13 protein-coding genes are annotated in these 15,844 nt (G+C 61.0%); 8 read left to right on the top strand and 5 right to left on the bottom strand.

Going from position 1 to position 15,844, the window contains the following annotated elements:
* Nucleotides 1-13: 13 nt before the first annotated feature.
* From HYPMC_RS17545 to HYPMC_RS17520, 6 genes are all read left to right on the top strand, one after another.
* Nucleotides 14-1,024 carry an ABC transporter ATP-binding protein gene (locus HYPMC_RS17545; protein ID WP_013949399.1) on the top strand — a complete coding sequence of 337 codons (1,011 nt, stop codon included), beginning with the start codon at nt 14-16 and terminating at the stop codon, nt 1,022-1,024.
* Nucleotides 1,021-1,959 carry an ABC transporter permease gene (locus HYPMC_RS17540; RefSeq protein ID WP_013949398.1) on the top strand — a complete coding sequence of 313 codons (939 nt, stop codon included), beginning with the start codon at nt 1,021-1,023 and terminating at the stop codon, nt 1,957-1,959. Before HYPMC_RS17545 ends, HYPMC_RS17540 begins: the two co-directional genes overlap by 4 nt.
* Nucleotides 1,949-2,767: an ABC transporter permease gene (locus HYPMC_RS17535; RefSeq protein ID WP_013949397.1), complete on the top strand. Its 819-nt coding sequence runs from the start codon at nt 1,949-1,951 to the stop codon at nt 2,765-2,767. Before HYPMC_RS17540 ends, HYPMC_RS17535 begins: the two co-directional genes overlap by 11 nt.
* 32 nt (nt 2,768-2,799) lie before the next feature.
* A complete protein-coding gene (locus HYPMC_RS17530) occupies nt 2,800-4,227 on the top strand; it encodes a gamma-aminobutyraldehyde dehydrogenase (protein WP_013949396.1) in 1,428 nt (475 codons plus the stop codon).
* A gap of 160 nt (nt 4,228-4,387) precedes the next feature.
* Nucleotides 4,388-5,455, top strand: coding sequence for a phosphotransferase enzyme family protein (locus tag HYPMC_RS17525; protein WP_013949395.1), 1,068 nt, complete (start codon nt 4,388-4,390; stop codon nt 5,453-5,455).
* Nucleotides 5,456-5,584: 129 nt separating this feature from the next.
* Nucleotides 5,585-6,664 (top strand): AraC family transcriptional regulator, encoded by a 1,080-nt coding sequence (locus HYPMC_RS17520; protein WP_013949394.1) that lies wholly within the window; start codon nt 5,585-5,587, stop codon nt 6,662-6,664.
* 45 nt (nt 6,665-6,709) lie between these two features.
* Here the strand turns inward: HYPMC_RS17520 and fabG are convergent, their stop codons facing one another.
* The 5 genes from fabG to HYPMC_RS17495 form a co-directional block, all read right to left on the bottom strand.
* Complete coding sequence (gene fabG / locus HYPMC_RS17515) at nt 6,710-7,489, bottom strand: 3-oxoacyl-ACP reductase FabG (RefSeq protein ID WP_013949393.1); 780 nt, start codon at nt 7,487-7,489, stop codon at nt 6,710-6,712.
* 96 nt (nt 7,490-7,585) lie between these two features.
* On the bottom strand, nt 7,586-9,133 hold the full coding sequence (locus tag HYPMC_RS17510) for an APC family permease (RefSeq protein WP_013949392.1): 1,548 nt from the start codon (nt 9,131-9,133) through the stop codon (nt 7,586-7,588).
* A gap of 203 nt (nt 9,134-9,336) precedes the next feature.
* Entirely contained in the window at nt 9,337-10,032 is a 696-nt protein-coding gene (locus HYPMC_RS17505; protein ID WP_013949391.1) for a cysteine hydrolase family protein, read from the bottom strand.
* Nucleotides 10,033-10,042: 10 nt separating this feature from the next.
* On the bottom strand, nt 10,043-10,471 hold the full coding sequence (locus tag HYPMC_RS17500; RefSeq protein ID WP_013949390.1) for a diol dehydratase small subunit: 429 nt from the start codon (nt 10,469-10,471) through the stop codon (nt 10,043-10,045).
* The gene (locus HYPMC_RS17495; RefSeq protein ID WP_013949389.1) at nt 10,468-12,750 is read right to left on the bottom strand and encodes a propanediol/glycerol family dehydratase large subunit; all 2,283 of its coding nucleotides are present in this window, start codon (nt 12,748-12,750) and stop codon (nt 10,468-10,470) included. Before HYPMC_RS17495 ends, HYPMC_RS17500 begins: the two co-directional genes overlap by 4 nt.
* A 247-nt stretch (nt 12,751-12,997) precedes the next feature.
* Here HYPMC_RS17495 and HYPMC_RS17490 point away from each other — a divergent pair, with 247 nt between their 5' ends.
* The gene (locus HYPMC_RS17490; protein ID WP_013949388.1) at nt 12,998-14,335 is read left to right on the top strand and encodes an aspartate aminotransferase family protein; all 1,338 of its coding nucleotides are present in this window, start codon (nt 12,998-13,000) and stop codon (nt 14,333-14,335) included.
* A 35-nt stretch (nt 14,336-14,370) separates the two neighbouring features.
* Nucleotides 14,371-15,843, top strand: a complete 1,473-nt coding sequence (locus tag HYPMC_RS17485) for an aldehyde dehydrogenase family protein (RefSeq protein WP_013949387.1) — start codon at nt 14,371-14,373, stop codon at nt 15,841-15,843.
* Nucleotide 15,844: the final 1 nt, after the last annotated feature.

The following is a 15,844-nucleotide window of genomic DNA, read 5'->3' as shown; positions in this document are numbered from 1 at the left end:
CCAAAAGAGTTTCATGTCTCCAGCAGTCCGCTTCCAGAACGTATCGCGTCGCTTTGGCTCCGTGCGTGCCGTTGACGGCGTCTCGCTCGACATTGAGCCGGGCGAATTCTTCGCGCTCCTTGGCCCATCGGGCTCCGGCAAGACGACGTGCCTCCGGCTGATCGCCGGGTTTGAGCAGCCTGACGAAGGCCACATCGAGATTTTCGGCGAAACCGCAGAGGGCGTCCCGCCCTATCGCCGCAACGTCAATACCGTCTTCCAGGATTACGCGCTCTTTCCGCACATGACCGTCGGCGAGAACGTCGCCTATGGCCTGATGATCAAGGGCGTTGCGAAAGCCGAGCGCGAGGCGAAAGCCAAAGATGCGCTCGCCCTCGTCAAGCTCGCCGGTTACGAGACGCGCCGCACGGCGCAGCTTTCCGGTGGTCAGCGTCAGCGCGTTGCTCTGGCCCGCGCCCTCGTGAACGGCCCGAAGGTCCTGCTGCTCGACGAACCGCTCGGCGCGCTCGACCTGAAACTGCGCGAGCAGATGCAGGAAGAGTTGAAATCCCTGCAGACGAGCCTAGGCATCACGTTTGTCTTCGTCACGCACGACCAGGGCGAAGCCCTCTCGATGGCGAACCGTGTCGCGATTTTCAACGAAGGCAAGATCGTTCAGGTCGGAACGCCGTCCGACGTCTATGAGCGTCCGACAACCCGTTTCGTCGCCGATTTCGTAGGTTCCTCGAATGTGCTGCCGCCGGAATTCGCCGCCGCTCATGGCGGCGCGTCATCCTGGACGAGCCTCCGTCCCGAACGGATCGACGTCGTACCGGAAAGCGCCACCGTCGCTGCCGACTATGCCTCCGCTAGGGGCACGGTCAGCGCCGTCAGCTATCAAGGCGCAGTGACCCGCGTCACCGTCGTGACCGAAAAACTGCCTTTGATCGCCACGATCCCGGCAGGTGCAACACTCCACAAAGACGAGCGCGTCATGCTGGTCTGGCCGAAGGCAGCCATGATCGCGATGGGAGACGGCGCGTGACGGTGGTCGCCCAGGAGACGCGGCGCGGGTTTGCCGGCGCCATATCGGACGTTTTCTTCTCCCGCCCGCAGCTACTGACGTTCTTGCTGCTGACGCCGCCGTTGCTCTGGATCGGCATCGTCTACGTCGGCTCGTTGTTTGCGCTGCTCCTGCAAAGCTTCTATTCGCTCGACGATTTCTCCGGCCTCGTGGTCCACGAATTTACGCTCTCGACCTACGAGCAGCTTTTCGACGGCTCGAACGTCCAGATCATCGTGCGCACGGTCACGATGGCGGCGCTGGTAACGATCGCGAGCGCGTTCATCGCTTTTCCGATTGCCTATTACGCCGCCCGTTACGCGCGGGGCTGGATGAAGGCGCTCTTCTACCTGGCGGTGATGATGCCGCTGTGGTCGAGCTACCTCGTCAAGGTCTATGCCTGGAAGCTCATCCTCGCGAAAGAAGGCGTCATCACTTGGTTCGCCGGGATTTTGCATCTCAATTGGCTGCTCGACGGCATTTTGGCGTTGCCTGTCATTGGCGGCCCGTCGCTGTCGTTTAGTTATCTGGGCACGTTCCTGGTTTTCGTCTACATCTGGTTGCCGTACATGATCCTGCCGACGCAAGCTGCGCTCGAGCGCGTTCCGGCGAATTTCATCGAAGCCTCAGCCGATCTCGGCGCTGAGCCCGGACAGACGTTCCGCACGGTGATCTTTCCCTTGGCGCTGCCGGGAATCGTCGCCGGCTCGATCTTCACGTTTTCGCTGACGCTCGGCGACTACATCATCCCGCAGATCGTCGGCAACTCCCGCCTGATGATCGGCCAGGCAGTCTATACACTTCAGGGCACGGCCGGAAATATCCCGCTGGCTGCCGCCTTCACCGTCGTGCCGATGGTGATCATGGCCTTCTATCTCTGGATGGCAAAGCGCATGGGGGCCTTCGATGTCCTCTAACGGCAAGACGAAATCGCCTCTTGGGCTGAGGATCTCGGCGACTGCCGGACTGCTGTTCCTGCACCTGCCGCTGTTCTTCATTTTCCTCTATGCCTTCACGACCGAGGAAAAGAGCTTTGAATTTCCGCCGCCGGGGCTGACTACGAAGTGGTTCGGCGTCGCCTGGAATTCACGGCCCGATATCTGGCCGCCGCTCTATCTGTCGCTGCAAGTCGCGGCTATCGCGACCATTCTCGCGCTGATCTTCGGCACGCTTGCGGCTGCTGCACTCTCCCGCGCGAAATTTTTCGGCCGCGAAACGATTTCGCTGTTGTTCGTGCTGCCGATCGCACTGCCCGGCATCATCACCGGTATCGCGCTGCGCTCCGCCTTCGACATCATGAGCATACCGTTCTCGGTCTGGACGATCATGCTCGGTCACGCCACGTTCTGCATCGTCGTCGTTTACAATAACGCGGTGGCACGCTTCCGGCGGCTGTCAGGCAATCTTGTCGAGGCATCGATGGACCTCGGCGCCGACGGCTTCCAGACGTTCCGCTATGTCATCCTGCCGCAAATCGGCACCGCGCTGCTCGCAGGCGGCATGCTCGCATTCGCGCTATCGTTCGACGAGGTCATCGTCACCACGTTCACGGCCGGACAACAGACGACATTGCCAATCTGGATGCTGTCCGAACTGATCCGTCCGCGGCAGCGGCCGGTGACGAACGTCGTCGCCGTCTTCGTCTTTCTCGTAACACTATTGCCCATTCTCGCGGCCTACTACCTGACGCGGGAAGGCGAACACACTGGCGGCTCCTCGAAGTAACGAGGCGCCCGAGCGATCATTGGAGGAAAACCATGCTCGAAACAAACATGCTGATCGGTTCGGACTTCGTTGCCGGAACCGACGCGCCCGAACCGATCGTCAACCCGAAGACGGAAGAGGTCATCACCAATCTTCCTGACGCGTCCGTCGCGCAGGTCGATGCGGCCGTCAGCGCTGCCGAAAAGGCCTTCAAGACCTGGTCGCAGACGACGCCCGCCGAACGCTCGACCCTGCTCTTGAAGCTCGCCGATGCGGTCGAAAAGGAATCGGAAGCCTTCGCAGCGCTCGAAGCGCTGAATACCGGCAAGCCGCGTATCCGGGTTCTTCAGGACGAGATGCCCGCGATTGTCGATTGCTTCCGTTACTTTGCCGCCGCCGTTCGCAATATGCACGGCCCCGTCGCAGGCGAATATCTCGCCGGACACACGTCGATGATCCGCCGCGATCCCGTCGGCGTCGTCGGTTCGATCGCACCTTGGAACTACCCGCTGATGATGGCGGCTTGGAAGCTCGGCCCCGCGCTCGCAGGCGGCAACACCATCGTGCTGAAGCCGTCCGAGCAGACGCCGCTGACGCTGCTGAAACTCGGCAAGCTCATCGCCGACATCTTCCCCGAAGGCGTCGTCAACATCGTCGTCGGCAAGGGCGCGACCACCGGTTCGGCGCTCATCAACCATCCCAAGGTCGCGATGGTTTCACTGACGGGCAGCATCGGGACCGGCCAGAAAGTGCTTCAAGCTGCGGTCTCGAACATCAAGCGCACACATCTTGAACTCGGCGGCAAGGCACCGGTCATCGTTTTCGATGATGCCGACATTGCTTCCGTTGTTGAAGGCGTGAAGATCTTCGGTTTCTACAACGCTGGTCAGGATTGCACCGCCGCTTGCCGCATCTACGCCGGCAAGAAGGTCTATGACAATCTCGTCGCCGATCTGGCGAGCGCCGTCAGCAGTCTGAAGTTCAACCAGCCGAACGACGACGACAATGACCTCGGTCCGCTGATCTCGTCGGCTCAGAAGGGCCGTGTGCAGGGCTTCGTCGAGCGTGCGTCGCAGTTGAACCATGTCAGCGTTGCGGCTGGCGGCAAGGCGCCAACGGGCAAAGGCTTCTTCTTCGAGCCGACGCTTATTGCCGGTGCGCAGCAGGAAGACGAAATCGTGCGCAAGGAAGTCTTCGGCCCGGTCGTTTCGGTCACGCCGTTCGACGACGCGGAGGAAGCCATCGCCTGGGCGAACGACAGCGACTACGGCCTCGCATCCTCGGTCTGGACGTCGGATATCGCCAAGGGCATGAAGGTCGCCTCCCGCCTGCAGTACGGCTGCACCTGGGTCAACACGCACTTCATGCTTTGCAGCGAGATGCCCCACGGCGGTCTCAAAATGTCGGGCTACGGCAAAGACCTCTCGATGTACGCGCTTGAGGATTACACCGTGCCGCGTCACGTGATGGTGAAGCTCTGATCCTGTAAATATTGCGCGGCAGCACGATGCGCTGCCCTGTCAACTGCGGCGGCGAAGAGGTCAAGTCCTCTTTGCCGTCGCTTCATAGTGTGCTCTCAACGGAAATTGGTGTGGTCGACGAGACGGATCGCACGGGAACACACGGGATTTCGAAACGACAATGACGGGTGCCGACGAACTAACCCACGAAGAGCTGCTGCAACGCCTGCAAAGTGTGGCCGAAGGCTCGGTAAAGAGGTTTGGGCTGCCTGACAGTGTCCAAGTCAAACTCATTAACGTATCCGAAAACGCGACGTACAAGGTCGAAGACGGCACCGGCCGCAAGTGGGCGCTGCGCGTCCACCGCGAGGGATATCATTCGCGCACGGCGATTGCGTCGGAACTGGCCTGGCTTGCATCGCTGCGCGAAACCGGCGGCGTTGCCACGCCGGTGCCTGTCCGCGGCCTTGACGGTGAATACATCCAGACCCTTGCAGGCGAAGGCCTGCCCAATCCACGCAATGTGGTGCTCTTCGATTGGGAAAATGGTGCCGAGCCCGAACGCACGGACGTCGCGGGATTTGAGCTTTTAGGCGAGACGGCCGCGCGCATGCACGCCCACGTCCGCAAATGGCGCCGCCCTGTCTGGTTCGAACGTCATTCTTGGGATTTCGAGACCAGTCTCGGCAGCCGCCCGCATTGGGGCTATTGGAAAAACGGCATGGGCATGACGTCGGAGGCGATGGAAGCCTTCACCGAAACCGTCGCCCTGATCGAGCAGCGCCTTGAAGCCTTCGGCAAATCGCCCGACCGTTTCAATCTCGTTCATGGCGATATGCGCCTTGCCAACCTCCTGATGGATGGCAGCACCGTTAAGGTGATCGATTTCGATGATAGCGGCTTCTCCTGGCTGCTTTACGATTGCGCCACCACTGTCTCCTTCTTCGAGCACACACCGGAGGTGCCAGAGCTTTTGCAGGCTTGGGTGCGTGGCTATCGCCGCGTCGGCGCCTTAAGTCCCGAGGAAGAGAACGAAATCGCGACATTCGTGATGCTGCGCCGCCTGCTGCTCGTCGCCTGGATTGGTTCGCACTCGGAGACAGAGTTGGCGCAGTCTATGGGCGTCGACTACACGCGCGAGTCGATACCGCTTTGCGAAAAATATCTCTCAGCGTACGGCCGGCCCAACGTCAGCACGGTTGCGGCGCCAGTCCCCAAAAAAGGCGTTCTTGGTCGCCTGTTCGGCTGATTGCTGCAGCGCAATTGTGCAGTTGCTAGTATTGAATGCCGAATAATTCAGCGTGCGCGCCGGTTGACCACGCGGCGGCATCTGATAGCCTTTTTCTCTTCGAGATAGGCAACTTCTCATCAGGAACCGATGGGAACCAGTATTGGCGATACAATGGCGTCGGACGCCGGCAGCGCGATTGGCAGAGGTGCCGATCCCTCGGTCCTTGCGTCCGCCGCAACCGGCATTGTCAAGTTTATCGAACGCCAGCGCGGCGACGTCGATCGCATTTTCGGCAATGCCGGCATCTCGCCGGAAATGGCCGGATCGCCGACGCTTCAGCTCAGCCTCAGTTCCTATTGCCGCCTGTTTGAGGAAAGCGCGCGTATCACGCGCAACGATAACTTCGGACTGTGGTTCGGCCACGCTTTTGATCCGCGCGATCTCGGTCTCTGGGGCTACGCCTCGTTGTCGGCGCCGACGGTAGGCGCGGCGCTCGAAACTCTCGTCGGTCTCTTTCCGCTGCACCAGCAGTCGTCCTCGATGGCGCTCAAGATGTCGCCAGAAGGCCTGATGCGGCTGGAATACCGGGTCGATGCTCCTCAAATCGTCGAGCGTCGCCAGGACGCCGAGCTGTCGCTCGGTATGTTCCTGAATTTCATTCGCGAGGCGATGGGCCAGAGCTGGGCGCCAGAAGAGGTTCATTTCGAGCATCCCAAGCCCGAACAATGGCGCGAGCATGAGCGCGCTTTCGCGGCGCCTGCATTCTTTGCCCAACCGACAAATGCCATCGTCTTCCGCCCGCAGATTTTGCGGCACATCATGCCGGCCGCCGATCCGCGGCTGATGTCGGCGATGAAGCTTTGTCTCGAACGGCTTTCCGAACGCCAGGACGTTCGCTTTAGCGTGACTGACCGTGTCCGCAGCGCCGTCCGCGCCAAGCTGCCTGAAGGGTTTCCGCCGATTGAAGGCGTCGCTGCCGAGCTGCGACTGCCGCTCTCGACCATCCAACGCGAACTTCATTACGACGGCCTGAGCTACAGCACGCTGGTCGAGAACACGCGCCGCGATCTGGCGCTGTCTTATGTACGCCAGCGCCAGCTGTCGTTTTCCGAAATCGCTTTTCTGGTGGGATATTCCGAGCTTTCCGCTTTCAGTCGTGCGGTCCGCCGCTGGACGGGGCTGTCGCCGCGAGCGCTACGTGCCGAAGTTCTCCGTAACCACGGGTGATCTTCGGCGACGCGCTCGCGGCGCTTAATCTAACCTTACACCGACTCAAGCTTGTGCGAGGGCATCCATGCTCTCCGGCAAAATTTGGCCGCCATCGACGATGATCGTCTGTCCGGTGATGTAAGCGGCTTCCTTCGAAGCAAGGAACAGCGCCGCATAGCCGATGTCTTCCACGGTGCCGAGCTTGTTGAGCGGGATTGATGCCGCCATCGACTTCTCATAGTCGGGTCCGAGTGCAGCCAGGCCTTCCGTCTTGATGTTGCCCGGTAAAACCGCATTGACGGTAATGCCGTATTTCGCGAACTCGATGCATGCCGTGCGCATGAAGCCCAGCTGACCGGCTTTCGTTGCACCGTAGTGCGCCCAGCCCGGAAAGCCGGTGACCGGTCCGGTGATCGACGACGTGATGACGATCCGACCCTGGTCCGATTTCTTGAGATACGGCAGGCAGGCCTTGATCGGTAGGAACGTGCCCTTGAGGTTCGTCGAGGAAACGAAATCCCAGTCTTCCGGCGACAGGTCTTCGATCTTGGTCTGCGGGAAGATCCCGGCATTGGCGCAAAGAATGTCGATGCCGCCGTGAGCGCTTGCGGCGGCCTCCGCGAGCATCTGCATATCGCCCATGCTGGTGATGTCGGCTGCGAAGCCCTTTGCCGTTCCGCCGGCCTTGCGAAATTCTTCGGCCGTTGCTTCCGCCTCGTCGAGGTGGCGGGACACGACGAAAACCTTGCCGCCGTTCTTCGCGAACACGCTGGCGATGCCTTTGCCGATCCCTTTGCTCGCGCCGGTCACGATGACCGACTTGCCTGCGATAGACGTGAGCATTGCACTTGCTCCCTTTTTTCGTGCGGTTATGTGATGAAAAGGCGGGCGCCGAGGTTCAGCGTCCGCCTTTTGGGTTTCGTTCTATATGAGCGTCGACTACTCGTTCAGGACCATGCGGCCGATACGAGCGTGTGCCGCAGGCGAGATCACGCGCAGTGCCAGGCCCCAGACCAGACCTACGCCCAGAATGATGAAGGCAATCAGCGGGATGCGGCCGCCGAAGCTGCCCGTACCGCCGAATGTTTCAAGATTCTGAACCAGCAAGTAGACAAGATAGACCTGGGAGACGAACGCTATGACCGGCGCGATCAGGCCAGCGAAGATGTTGACTTCGCCCGGATGGTTGGCCCGGAAGTAGACGATGATCGCGATCGAGACGACGGCCTGCAGGATGAGCAGGAGCATCGTGCCGAGAACGGCGAGCATCGTGTAAACGCCGAGATACGCCTGGGCGTTCGGGTCATTCGTTCCCGCGAAGTAGGCGAACAAGAGGATCCACAAAGCAGCGAGCAGCGTCTGGACGACGGATGCCACGTGAGGGCTCTTGTGCGTCGGATGTGTCTTGCCGAGAACGCCCGGCAGCACGCCCTCACGACCGAGCGAGTACATGTAGCGGGCGGCCGTATTGTGGAAAGCCATGCTGCAAGCGAACGAGCTGGTCAGGATCAGAAGGGCCATGGCTTCCGTTGCCCACTGTCCGACGAACTGCGTCAGCGGCGCAAGGAAGAAGTTGCCAGAGTCACCGACGGCTTTCGCCAGCATGTCGCCCTCGGTCGGGTAGGCCGAAATCGCGCACCAGCTCGTGATAATGTAAAAAATGCCGAGACCGATGACGGAATAGTACAGCGACCGCGGAATGATGTGCTTCGGATTAACCGATTCTTCCGCATAGTTCGGCGCCATCTCGAAGCCGACCCATGACCAGAATGCCATGAACACGCCGACCGCCGCCGCGCCCGCCGCGATATCGACCGTGCCGACTTTCTGAGCGACAACCGGCGTCATGACGTGGAGCACGTTGAGCGATTCAAGGTTGAATGCGCCGGGACCCTTTGCGAGGAACACGCCGACGTCGAAGATCGTCAGCATGATGACTTCGAACACCAGGGCCGCGCCCAAGACCTTCACCGAAAGCTGCACGTCCTGGTAGGAGAGGATAGAGCTCAAGACGACTACGAAGAGAGCGAGATAGATCCACGGCACATTGATGCCGAAGTGGGATTGGAGCCAGGAGTTGCCGAAGAAAGCGAACAGACCCGTCAGCGAGGCTTCGAACACGCTGTAGGACGCCAGCGACGCAATGCCCGCCGCCATACCCACATCCCGACCAAGACCCAAGCTGATGAAGGAATAGAACCCGCCGACTGAGGAGACCTTGCTCGCCATCGCAGCATAGCCGACGGAAAAGATCGTCAGCACGATCGTGGCGAGCAGGAACGCCGCTGGAACATAAATGCCGTTGCCGAAGCCCGCTGCGAACGGCACGTTGCCGAGCATGGCGGATTCGGGTGCGGCGCCGGTCACCGTCAAGAATAACACGCCAATCAAGCCGATGGCCTTGGCGTGCAACTTGTCGACCGACCCATCCTTACTTACATCGAAGCTCTCTGTGGCTTCGAGAGTACTGGTGTTTGGTGATGTCACGTTGGCTACTCCCCCTGGGTTGTGGTCAGCCGAACATCCAGGATCTGTTCGGCGCGATATTAAATCGTACACGTACTATCCGGCGGTGATTCATGGCGGATCGCCATGCATCAGGTATTCCAGGCAGTGCGCACATAGTCGACGAGCGTATATGTGCGGCGCAGTGCAAGGTTTGACATTGCGCTGTCAAAACTTGACCTACTTCAGCCCAGGCCCATGATCTGTTTGAGTTCCGTGCTCGACATGACGTGGCAGTAGATCATATTCATGATCTCGAGCTCCTTATGGTGAAGCTCGTCCGAGCCAGCCGCGCAGCAGTCCTCGACCACGACGACAGCGAAACTTTCATCTGCCAAGCTCCTCACCGTCGATGAGACACATTGGTCGGTAAAGATCCCGCAGCAGACGACGGTCTTGATCCCGAGGTTGGTAAGGATAAGGCGCAGGTTCGTTCCCGTCAGTGCGCTATCCGTTGTCTTCGTCACGACGATTTCATCGCCGACGGGGGCAAGGTCCGGCACGATCTGCGACGGCAGCTCGTCCTTCGGCAGCAGCAGGTTGTTCCAGCCTGGCATCTTCTGCGATAGCGACCGGTCCCGCCCGTCCTTGGTGTGGCAGGCGATGCGGGCAAACAGGCATTCGATGCCGTTTTTGCGGAAGGTCGCGAGCAAATCCTTGGTTCGCGGCAGCACGGTTTGATGCATGCGGTCGTGGAAAGGCGTCCAGGCGTCGTACCGGCGTTGGTCTTCGGCCGAAAGCGACGCCCGGTCTGGCCGTTCAAGGTATGTGTTCTGGACGTCGATGATGAGGAGGGCGGTGTGGGCTTTGGAAAGGTCGGGATCGGCTGGCTCCGGCGCGCCGTCGTAATAAATGGACCGGTAGGCTGTCTTCCAGCTCATGCGTGACCTTTCAATATCGCTTCTTGTAGAGAGAGCGGCGCTCATAAACGTCTGCGGCTTCCTCGATGAAGGCCGCGACGCCGTTGGCGCCATAGACCACCCGCAGCTCCTTGGCGGCCGCCAGCAGTTCGTCCTTCGACCCCGCTCGGCCGGGGCGCAGCAGCTCGTAAGTCCGCATGATTACGTCCTGCGGCACGTCCACAAGCTCGGCGCCGCGCCGGAAGTTGGCCGCCAGTGTCGGCCGCCCGGCGGCTTTCGCGACCTCGGCCTGTTGACGCAGCGCCCGATCCGTGATCCGTAGATCTTCAAGCCCGACCTTGTCAGTCAAGACTGCGTCAAGGCTGATATCCTCGAGCGTTTTGCCGGTTTTCGTTTCGACGATGTCCGGGCGTCGTTCGGCCAGCGGATAATCGGCAACAGAAAGAGGTTTGTCGCTCATGCTGCCGCTCCGAGGAATTTGATGTCGATCTCTTCAGGCTCGGCGCCTTCCGATGTCATCTCAGTTTCGATGGCGTAAATCATTGAAACGCGGGCGTGGTAGCGGGAGCCCATGGCCTCTCCGCGCGTCGGCACGATAACGGGCTCAGGCATTTCGCCGCGCGCATAGGCGGCCGCGTTGAGGCCCATCCGCTTGTAATGGTCGAGCTTGGTAATCGGCGAGTTCGAGAACAGTTCAAGGTTGTTATGCGGCAGCCGGTCCTTCTGGTGGATGACCGCCGTGCCTTTCGCCTGGATCCCGATCCCGACGCCGGACCCCGCCAGCCGAGCCGCGCTGAGGCCGAGAAATGATGTGTCGGCGGTATGCAGCATGCGCACGACCCGTGCCGTGCAGCCGCCTTCCGTGATCCCGGCGATCAACACCCGCAGAATGGCCGACAGCGGATGGCCCGCGACCGTCTGGAACAGCTTCACCCCGAACGCCGGGCTGATGCCGATGACGACCTCGCGCGGATTGCCGGTCACCGCCGCCGGTCCGACCGGACGATAGGCGATGCGGGTCACTTCGGCCGGACGATATTGTGCTTCGCCGCGGAGCACTTCCTGCCGGGTCAGCACATCGCGGATGGCGACCAGTTCCTCACGCCGGGCCTCGCTGACGCGGTAGCCCGTGCCTGGCCCCTGGTACTCGTTCGGATCATTGACGGCGCTGACGATCTTGCCGTCGCGGACGACAGCCGAGGTCTGCAGGTAGTCACCTGAGACCCGCAGGCGCACCAGCTTTAACAGGTTTTCCGCTTCCTCGCGGAAGCCGCGGGCCGCCAGCGCCTTGATGACGTCGATGACCGTGATCGACCGCGCAAAGATCGTCTCGCTGATCTGCCCGACTTCCCGGCCCGAGAACGTCCGCGTCTCGTCCGAGCCGGATGCAGCAATAACGCTCTGCTTCATGTCGGCGGTCGGCTTGGCGAGGCCCAGCTCTTCAAGAACCGCGCTGATGGCGTCCACCGCTCGGGCGCGGAGATCCATGATCTGCGCTTCGCCGACGGGCGTCAGGCCGCCGTCGGCCTCGAAGTCGCGCTGCAGGACCAGATAATCCTCCAGCTCTTCGCCGTTGAGCAGGGACGGGTTGAACGAGTTGTCGTACTTCAGGATCGAGCCGAAGCCCGAGCAGATGAGATCCGACCCGGCGATCAAGTACGGCAGAATTTTCGCACCGACGCGAATTTCGGATTCGGTCGCTCGCGCATCGTTGCCCGACGCGCATTCGAGGTCGAGCCAGACAGCAATCAGGTTCTCCGCCATCAGTTCGCGCATGCCGCCGGGAACCGTGCAGGTCACCGGCGCGCCATCGACGCCACCGTTCTGCGTGCCTTGCACGCCCATGGCGCGCTGCAGGCAAAGGCAGCGGGCTTCGAGATAAAGCAGGGACTTGCGCTCGTGAAATCCCATCAATAACTCGGACCCGGCGCCGGACGTGCATCGCATCTTGATACCGCGCGACGCGTAAGCCGCAGCCAGAAACGCCTTCGACCAGGGCGTATCGTCGCCGTCGATGAAGCTCTTTTCTGTGCCGTAAACCGACAGCGTTTCCGCATACGAGGTGAAGCCCGCCATGCCGATCTTCAGCTCTTCGGCTTCCTCGCTCGAACACTGAAACAGCGTGCCCCAACGCCCGACCGAGGCTCCAACCGCGCAGGCGACGGCATTCGACCATGAATTCCGCGCCACCCGCATCGTCGTCTCGATCTCGTCGAAGCCGAACGCGACGGCCGTTGCGGCGTCTGCCGCCATTTGCAGCGGGTCGTCCTTGGCGTTCGTGACGTGCGCCTGGTTCCCCGGCGTCTGCCGCGCCCGCATCTTGCCGTAGGCGAACGCGATCTCCAGCGACGACAGATGCGCAACGACTTCGGCAAGCTTCGCGGGCGTCATGCCGTGCGCCAGCCTGACGAGCGTGCTGCGCGGCACGTTCATATCGACGAGCATGCGCGCCACCTCGATCGACGGCATGGCCATCGCTTCCGGCGCGATTTCAGGATCGAGATGATACTTCGATATGAAGATGTCGATCATATCGAAATCGCGGACGGCGACGCCATCCATGGATTCGACGACGCCTTTCCCCATCGCAAGACCGGGCTTGGGATCGTCGGGACTGTTGAAAGCGGCAAAGCCGCTCGACGCGTCCTCGATGGCGAACTTGTCGAGACGCAGCGGTCGTTCGTCCCAGTCGGAAAACCGCTTCCAGCGATTGGCGCGGACGTGCGACTCTTCGGTCATGGCGTCTGTTCTCTGCGATGGCGGCATCGAATTGAATCGCAGTCACGATACCCCGGTATCCGCGCCGGGATTTGACCTTAGCCGCCCTGAAGTTGACGTATTGCAGGCAAGGCCAACGGCGACCAAGCCGGCAAACTGAACAGACAATGCAATTGACGGTCAAGCTGCAAGACCGCGGGACGCCTATATAGCCATTGGGAATGTGCCAAACGGCACCGCATTATGAAGGAGCCTCTCCGAGGTCCGCATGGAAGTCACAAAAAAAATCCTCGAGCTCAACGCCTTCGACATGAACGCGGCCGCGGGGCTCTCGCCGGAGGTGGTAACGCTGATCGGCCGACGCCGGGCGACCTTCGGCCCGACCTCCATGCTGTTCTACGAAAAGCCGCTCAACCTCGTGCGCGGCGAAGGCGTGTGGCTTCACGATGCCGACGGCACGCGTTACCTCGATGCCTATAACAATGTGCCGTCCGTCGGTCATTGCCACCCGCGCATCGTTGAGGCAGTTGCCCGTCAAATGGGCACGCTTAATACCCACACGCGCTATCTCTATTCGAACGTCTACACCTATGCGGAGCGGTTGCTCGGGACGATGCCGGCCGCCGTTTCGAATATCGTCTTCACCTGTACCGGCAGCGAAAGCGCCGACTTTGCCCTTCGCGTCGCCCGCGCGGTGACTGGTGGAACCGGCTTCATCGTTACCGACAACGCCTATCACGGCAACACCTCGGCCGTGACTGAAATCTCGCCATCCTCCGCCAGCGCCGAGCCTCGCCCGCCGTACGTTTTCGTCGTACCCGCACCCGACACCTATCGCGAGATTTCCGAAGCCGTCGGGCGGCGCTTGGCGCGAGACGTTCGCACGGCCATCGCAAAAATGAATGCCATCGGCATACGCTTTGCGGGCTTCATCGCCGACAGCATCTTTTCGAGCGACGGCGTCTTTCCCGGCGAACCCGGATTCTTGAGAGAAACGTTGGAAGCCGTGCATGCTGCGGGCGGCGTTTACATCGCCGACGAAGTGCAACCGGGATTTGGCCGCACGGGCGAAAAAATGTGGGGCTTCGACCGGCACGGCCTCGTGCCGGACATGGTCATCATGGGCAAACCCATGGGCAACGGCTTTCCGATGGGTGGTGTCGCCATCAAGCCCGACCTGCTGAAGACCTTCGGTGAGACGTCCGGCTATTTCAACACGTTTGGCGGCAATCCGGTCGCAGCCGCCGCGGGAATAGCCGTTTTGGATGTGCTGAAAGACGAAGGCCTGCAGCAGAACAGTTTCGAGACGGGTGCCTATCTGCGCTCGGAAATTCGCATCGCCGGTTCCGAGGGAGGCTGTATCGGCGACGTTCGTGGTGCCGGGCTCTATATCGGCGTCGACATCGTCAAGGACACGCAGACGCACGAACCCGATCGCGACACTGCCGAGAAAATCGTCAACGGCATGCGTGACCGCAACATCCTGATTGGCATAGCAGGCGGCCATGGGAACGTCTTGAAGATCCGTCCGCCGCTCTGCTTTAATCGCGAGCACGCCGATATCTTTCTCGACGGATTGAGGGGCGCGTTGGCCGACGCATCCTGACGCCCCACCGTGTTTCGTTTCAAGCAGGAGCCGTAATGCAATCGAAGCTTTTCATCGACGGAAAGTGGACCGACGCCCGTGAGGGCGGCACGCTCGACGTCATCAATCCCGCCGATGAGCGCGTGTTTCACAAGTGCGCAGCAGGAACAGCGGCGGATATAGACACCGCAGTCGTCGCTGCCAAATCCGCAATGGCCGGCCCTTGGTCACGCACCTCCGGCCATGATCGCGCCGGATATCTCCGCGCCATCGCAGCGAAAATCGAAGAGCAGAAGCAGGCACTGGCGGAAATCGAAGTCCGCGATAACGGCAAGCCGCTGCCCGAAGCACTTTGGGACGTGGGCGACGCCGCTTACTGCTTCAATCTCTATGCAACCTATGCCGAAGAGCTCGATGGTCGCCAGGGCGAAGTCATCGGCGTGCCGGACGAGCGCTTTCAGTCGCGCGTGAAATATATGCCGGCCGGCGTCGCGGGTCTCATCGTTCCGTGGAACTATCCGCTGTTGATGGCCGCCTGGAAGGTTGCGCCAGCGATTGCCGCCGGCTGCGCCGTCGTCTTGAAGCCATCGGAATATACGCCTTTAACGGCGCTGGAACTCGGCCGTATCGCCGCCGAAGTCGGCTTGCCCAACGGCGTCTTGAATGTGGTTACGGGTTACGGCGCTACCGCCGGCGCACGGCTGTCAACGCATCCAGACGTGCGCAAGCTGGCCTTCACCGGCTCGGTGCCGACCGGCATTGCCGTGGCATCCGCCGCCGCCCGCGATGTGAAAAGCGTGAGCCTCGAACTCGGCGGCAAGTCACCCATCGTTGTATTTAATGACGCCGATATCGAGCAGACCGTCGAATGGGTCATGTTCGGCATTTTCTGGAACCAGGGACAGGTTTGCAGCGCCACCTCGCGTATGATCGTTGAGAAAGGCATCGCGCCAAAACTCATCGACCGCCTTTCGGAAGAAGCCAAGAAGATCACCATCGGCGATGGCATGGCGCCGGGCACGCTGCTTGGACCACTCGTCAGCAAGACTCAATACGACAAGGTCCTGAACTATATCGATGTCGGCAAGAGCGAGGCGACGCTCGTGACGGGCGGCGCGCGGCCGTCGCATCTCAATGAGGGTTACTTCCTTGAGCCGACGATTTTCGCCGACGTGCCATCCAGCGCGCGCATCTGGAACGAAGAAATCTTCGGCCCCGTCCTCGTCGTTTCGACGTTCGAAACCGAAGACGAAGCCTTGAAGCTTGCCAACGACAGCGAGTTCGGTCTCGCCGCCGCCGTCATGTCGCAGGATCACAAGCGCGCCGAGCGCATCGCCGATGCGTTTGAAGCGGGCGTCGTCTGGATCAACTGCTCGCAGCCGAACTTCCTTGAGCCGCCGTGGGGCGGCGTCAAGAAAAGCGGTATTGGCCGCGAACTCGGAACGTGGGGCCTTAACAACTTTTTGGAGCCCAAGCAGATCACGAAATATCTGAGCAGCGATCCTTGGGGCTGGTATCTGAAAGGCTGAC

This window comes from Hyphomicrobium sp. MC1 (genome assembly GCF_000253295.1).
Taxonomy (GTDB): domain Bacteria; phylum Pseudomonadota; class Alphaproteobacteria; order Rhizobiales; family Hyphomicrobiaceae; genus Hyphomicrobium_B.
The sequence above is the reverse complement of the archived record's forward strand: the minus strand, read 5'-3'. Positions and strand labels throughout refer to the sequence as shown.

Bases quoted from the DNA above. Each gene is read 5' to 3' on its own strand.
- HYPMC_RS17545 (WP_013949399.1), top strand. From the start codon at position 14: ATGTCTCCAGCAGTCCGCTTCCAGAACGTATCGCGTCGCTTTGGCTCC.
- HYPMC_RS17495 (WP_013949389.1), bottom strand. From the start codon at position 12,750: ATGACCGAAGAGTCGCACGTCCGCGCCAATCGCTGGAAGCGGTTTTCC.
- HYPMC_RS17520 (WP_013949394.1), top strand. From the start codon at position 5,585: ATGGGAACCAGTATTGGCGATACAATGGCGTCGGACGCCGGCAGCGCG.
- HYPMC_RS17525 (WP_013949395.1), top strand. From the start codon at position 4,388: ATGACGGGTGCCGACGAACTAACCCACGAAGAGCTGCTGCAACGCCTG.
- HYPMC_RS17485 (WP_013949387.1), top strand. From the start codon at position 14,371: ATGCAATCGAAGCTTTTCATCGACGGAAAGTGGACCGACGCCCGTGAG.
- HYPMC_RS17505 (WP_013949391.1), bottom strand. From the start codon at position 10,032: ATGAGCTGGAAGACAGCCTACCGGTCCATTTATTACGACGGCGCGCCG.
- HYPMC_RS17535 (WP_013949397.1), top strand. From the start codon at position 1,949: ATGTCCTCTAACGGCAAGACGAAATCGCCTCTTGGGCTGAGGATCTCG.
- HYPMC_RS17500 (WP_013949390.1), bottom strand. From the start codon at position 10,471: ATGAGCGACAAACCTCTTTCTGTTGCCGATTATCCGCTGGCCGAACGA.
- HYPMC_RS17490 (WP_013949388.1), top strand. From the start codon at position 12,998: ATGGAAGTCACAAAAAAAATCCTCGAGCTCAACGCCTTCGACATGAAC.
- fabG (WP_013949393.1), bottom strand. From the start codon at position 7,489: ATGCTCACGTCTATCGCAGGCAAGTCGGTCATCGTGACCGGCGCGAGC.
- HYPMC_RS17530 (WP_013949396.1), top strand. From the start codon at position 2,800: ATGCTCGAAACAAACATGCTGATCGGTTCGGACTTCGTTGCCGGAACC.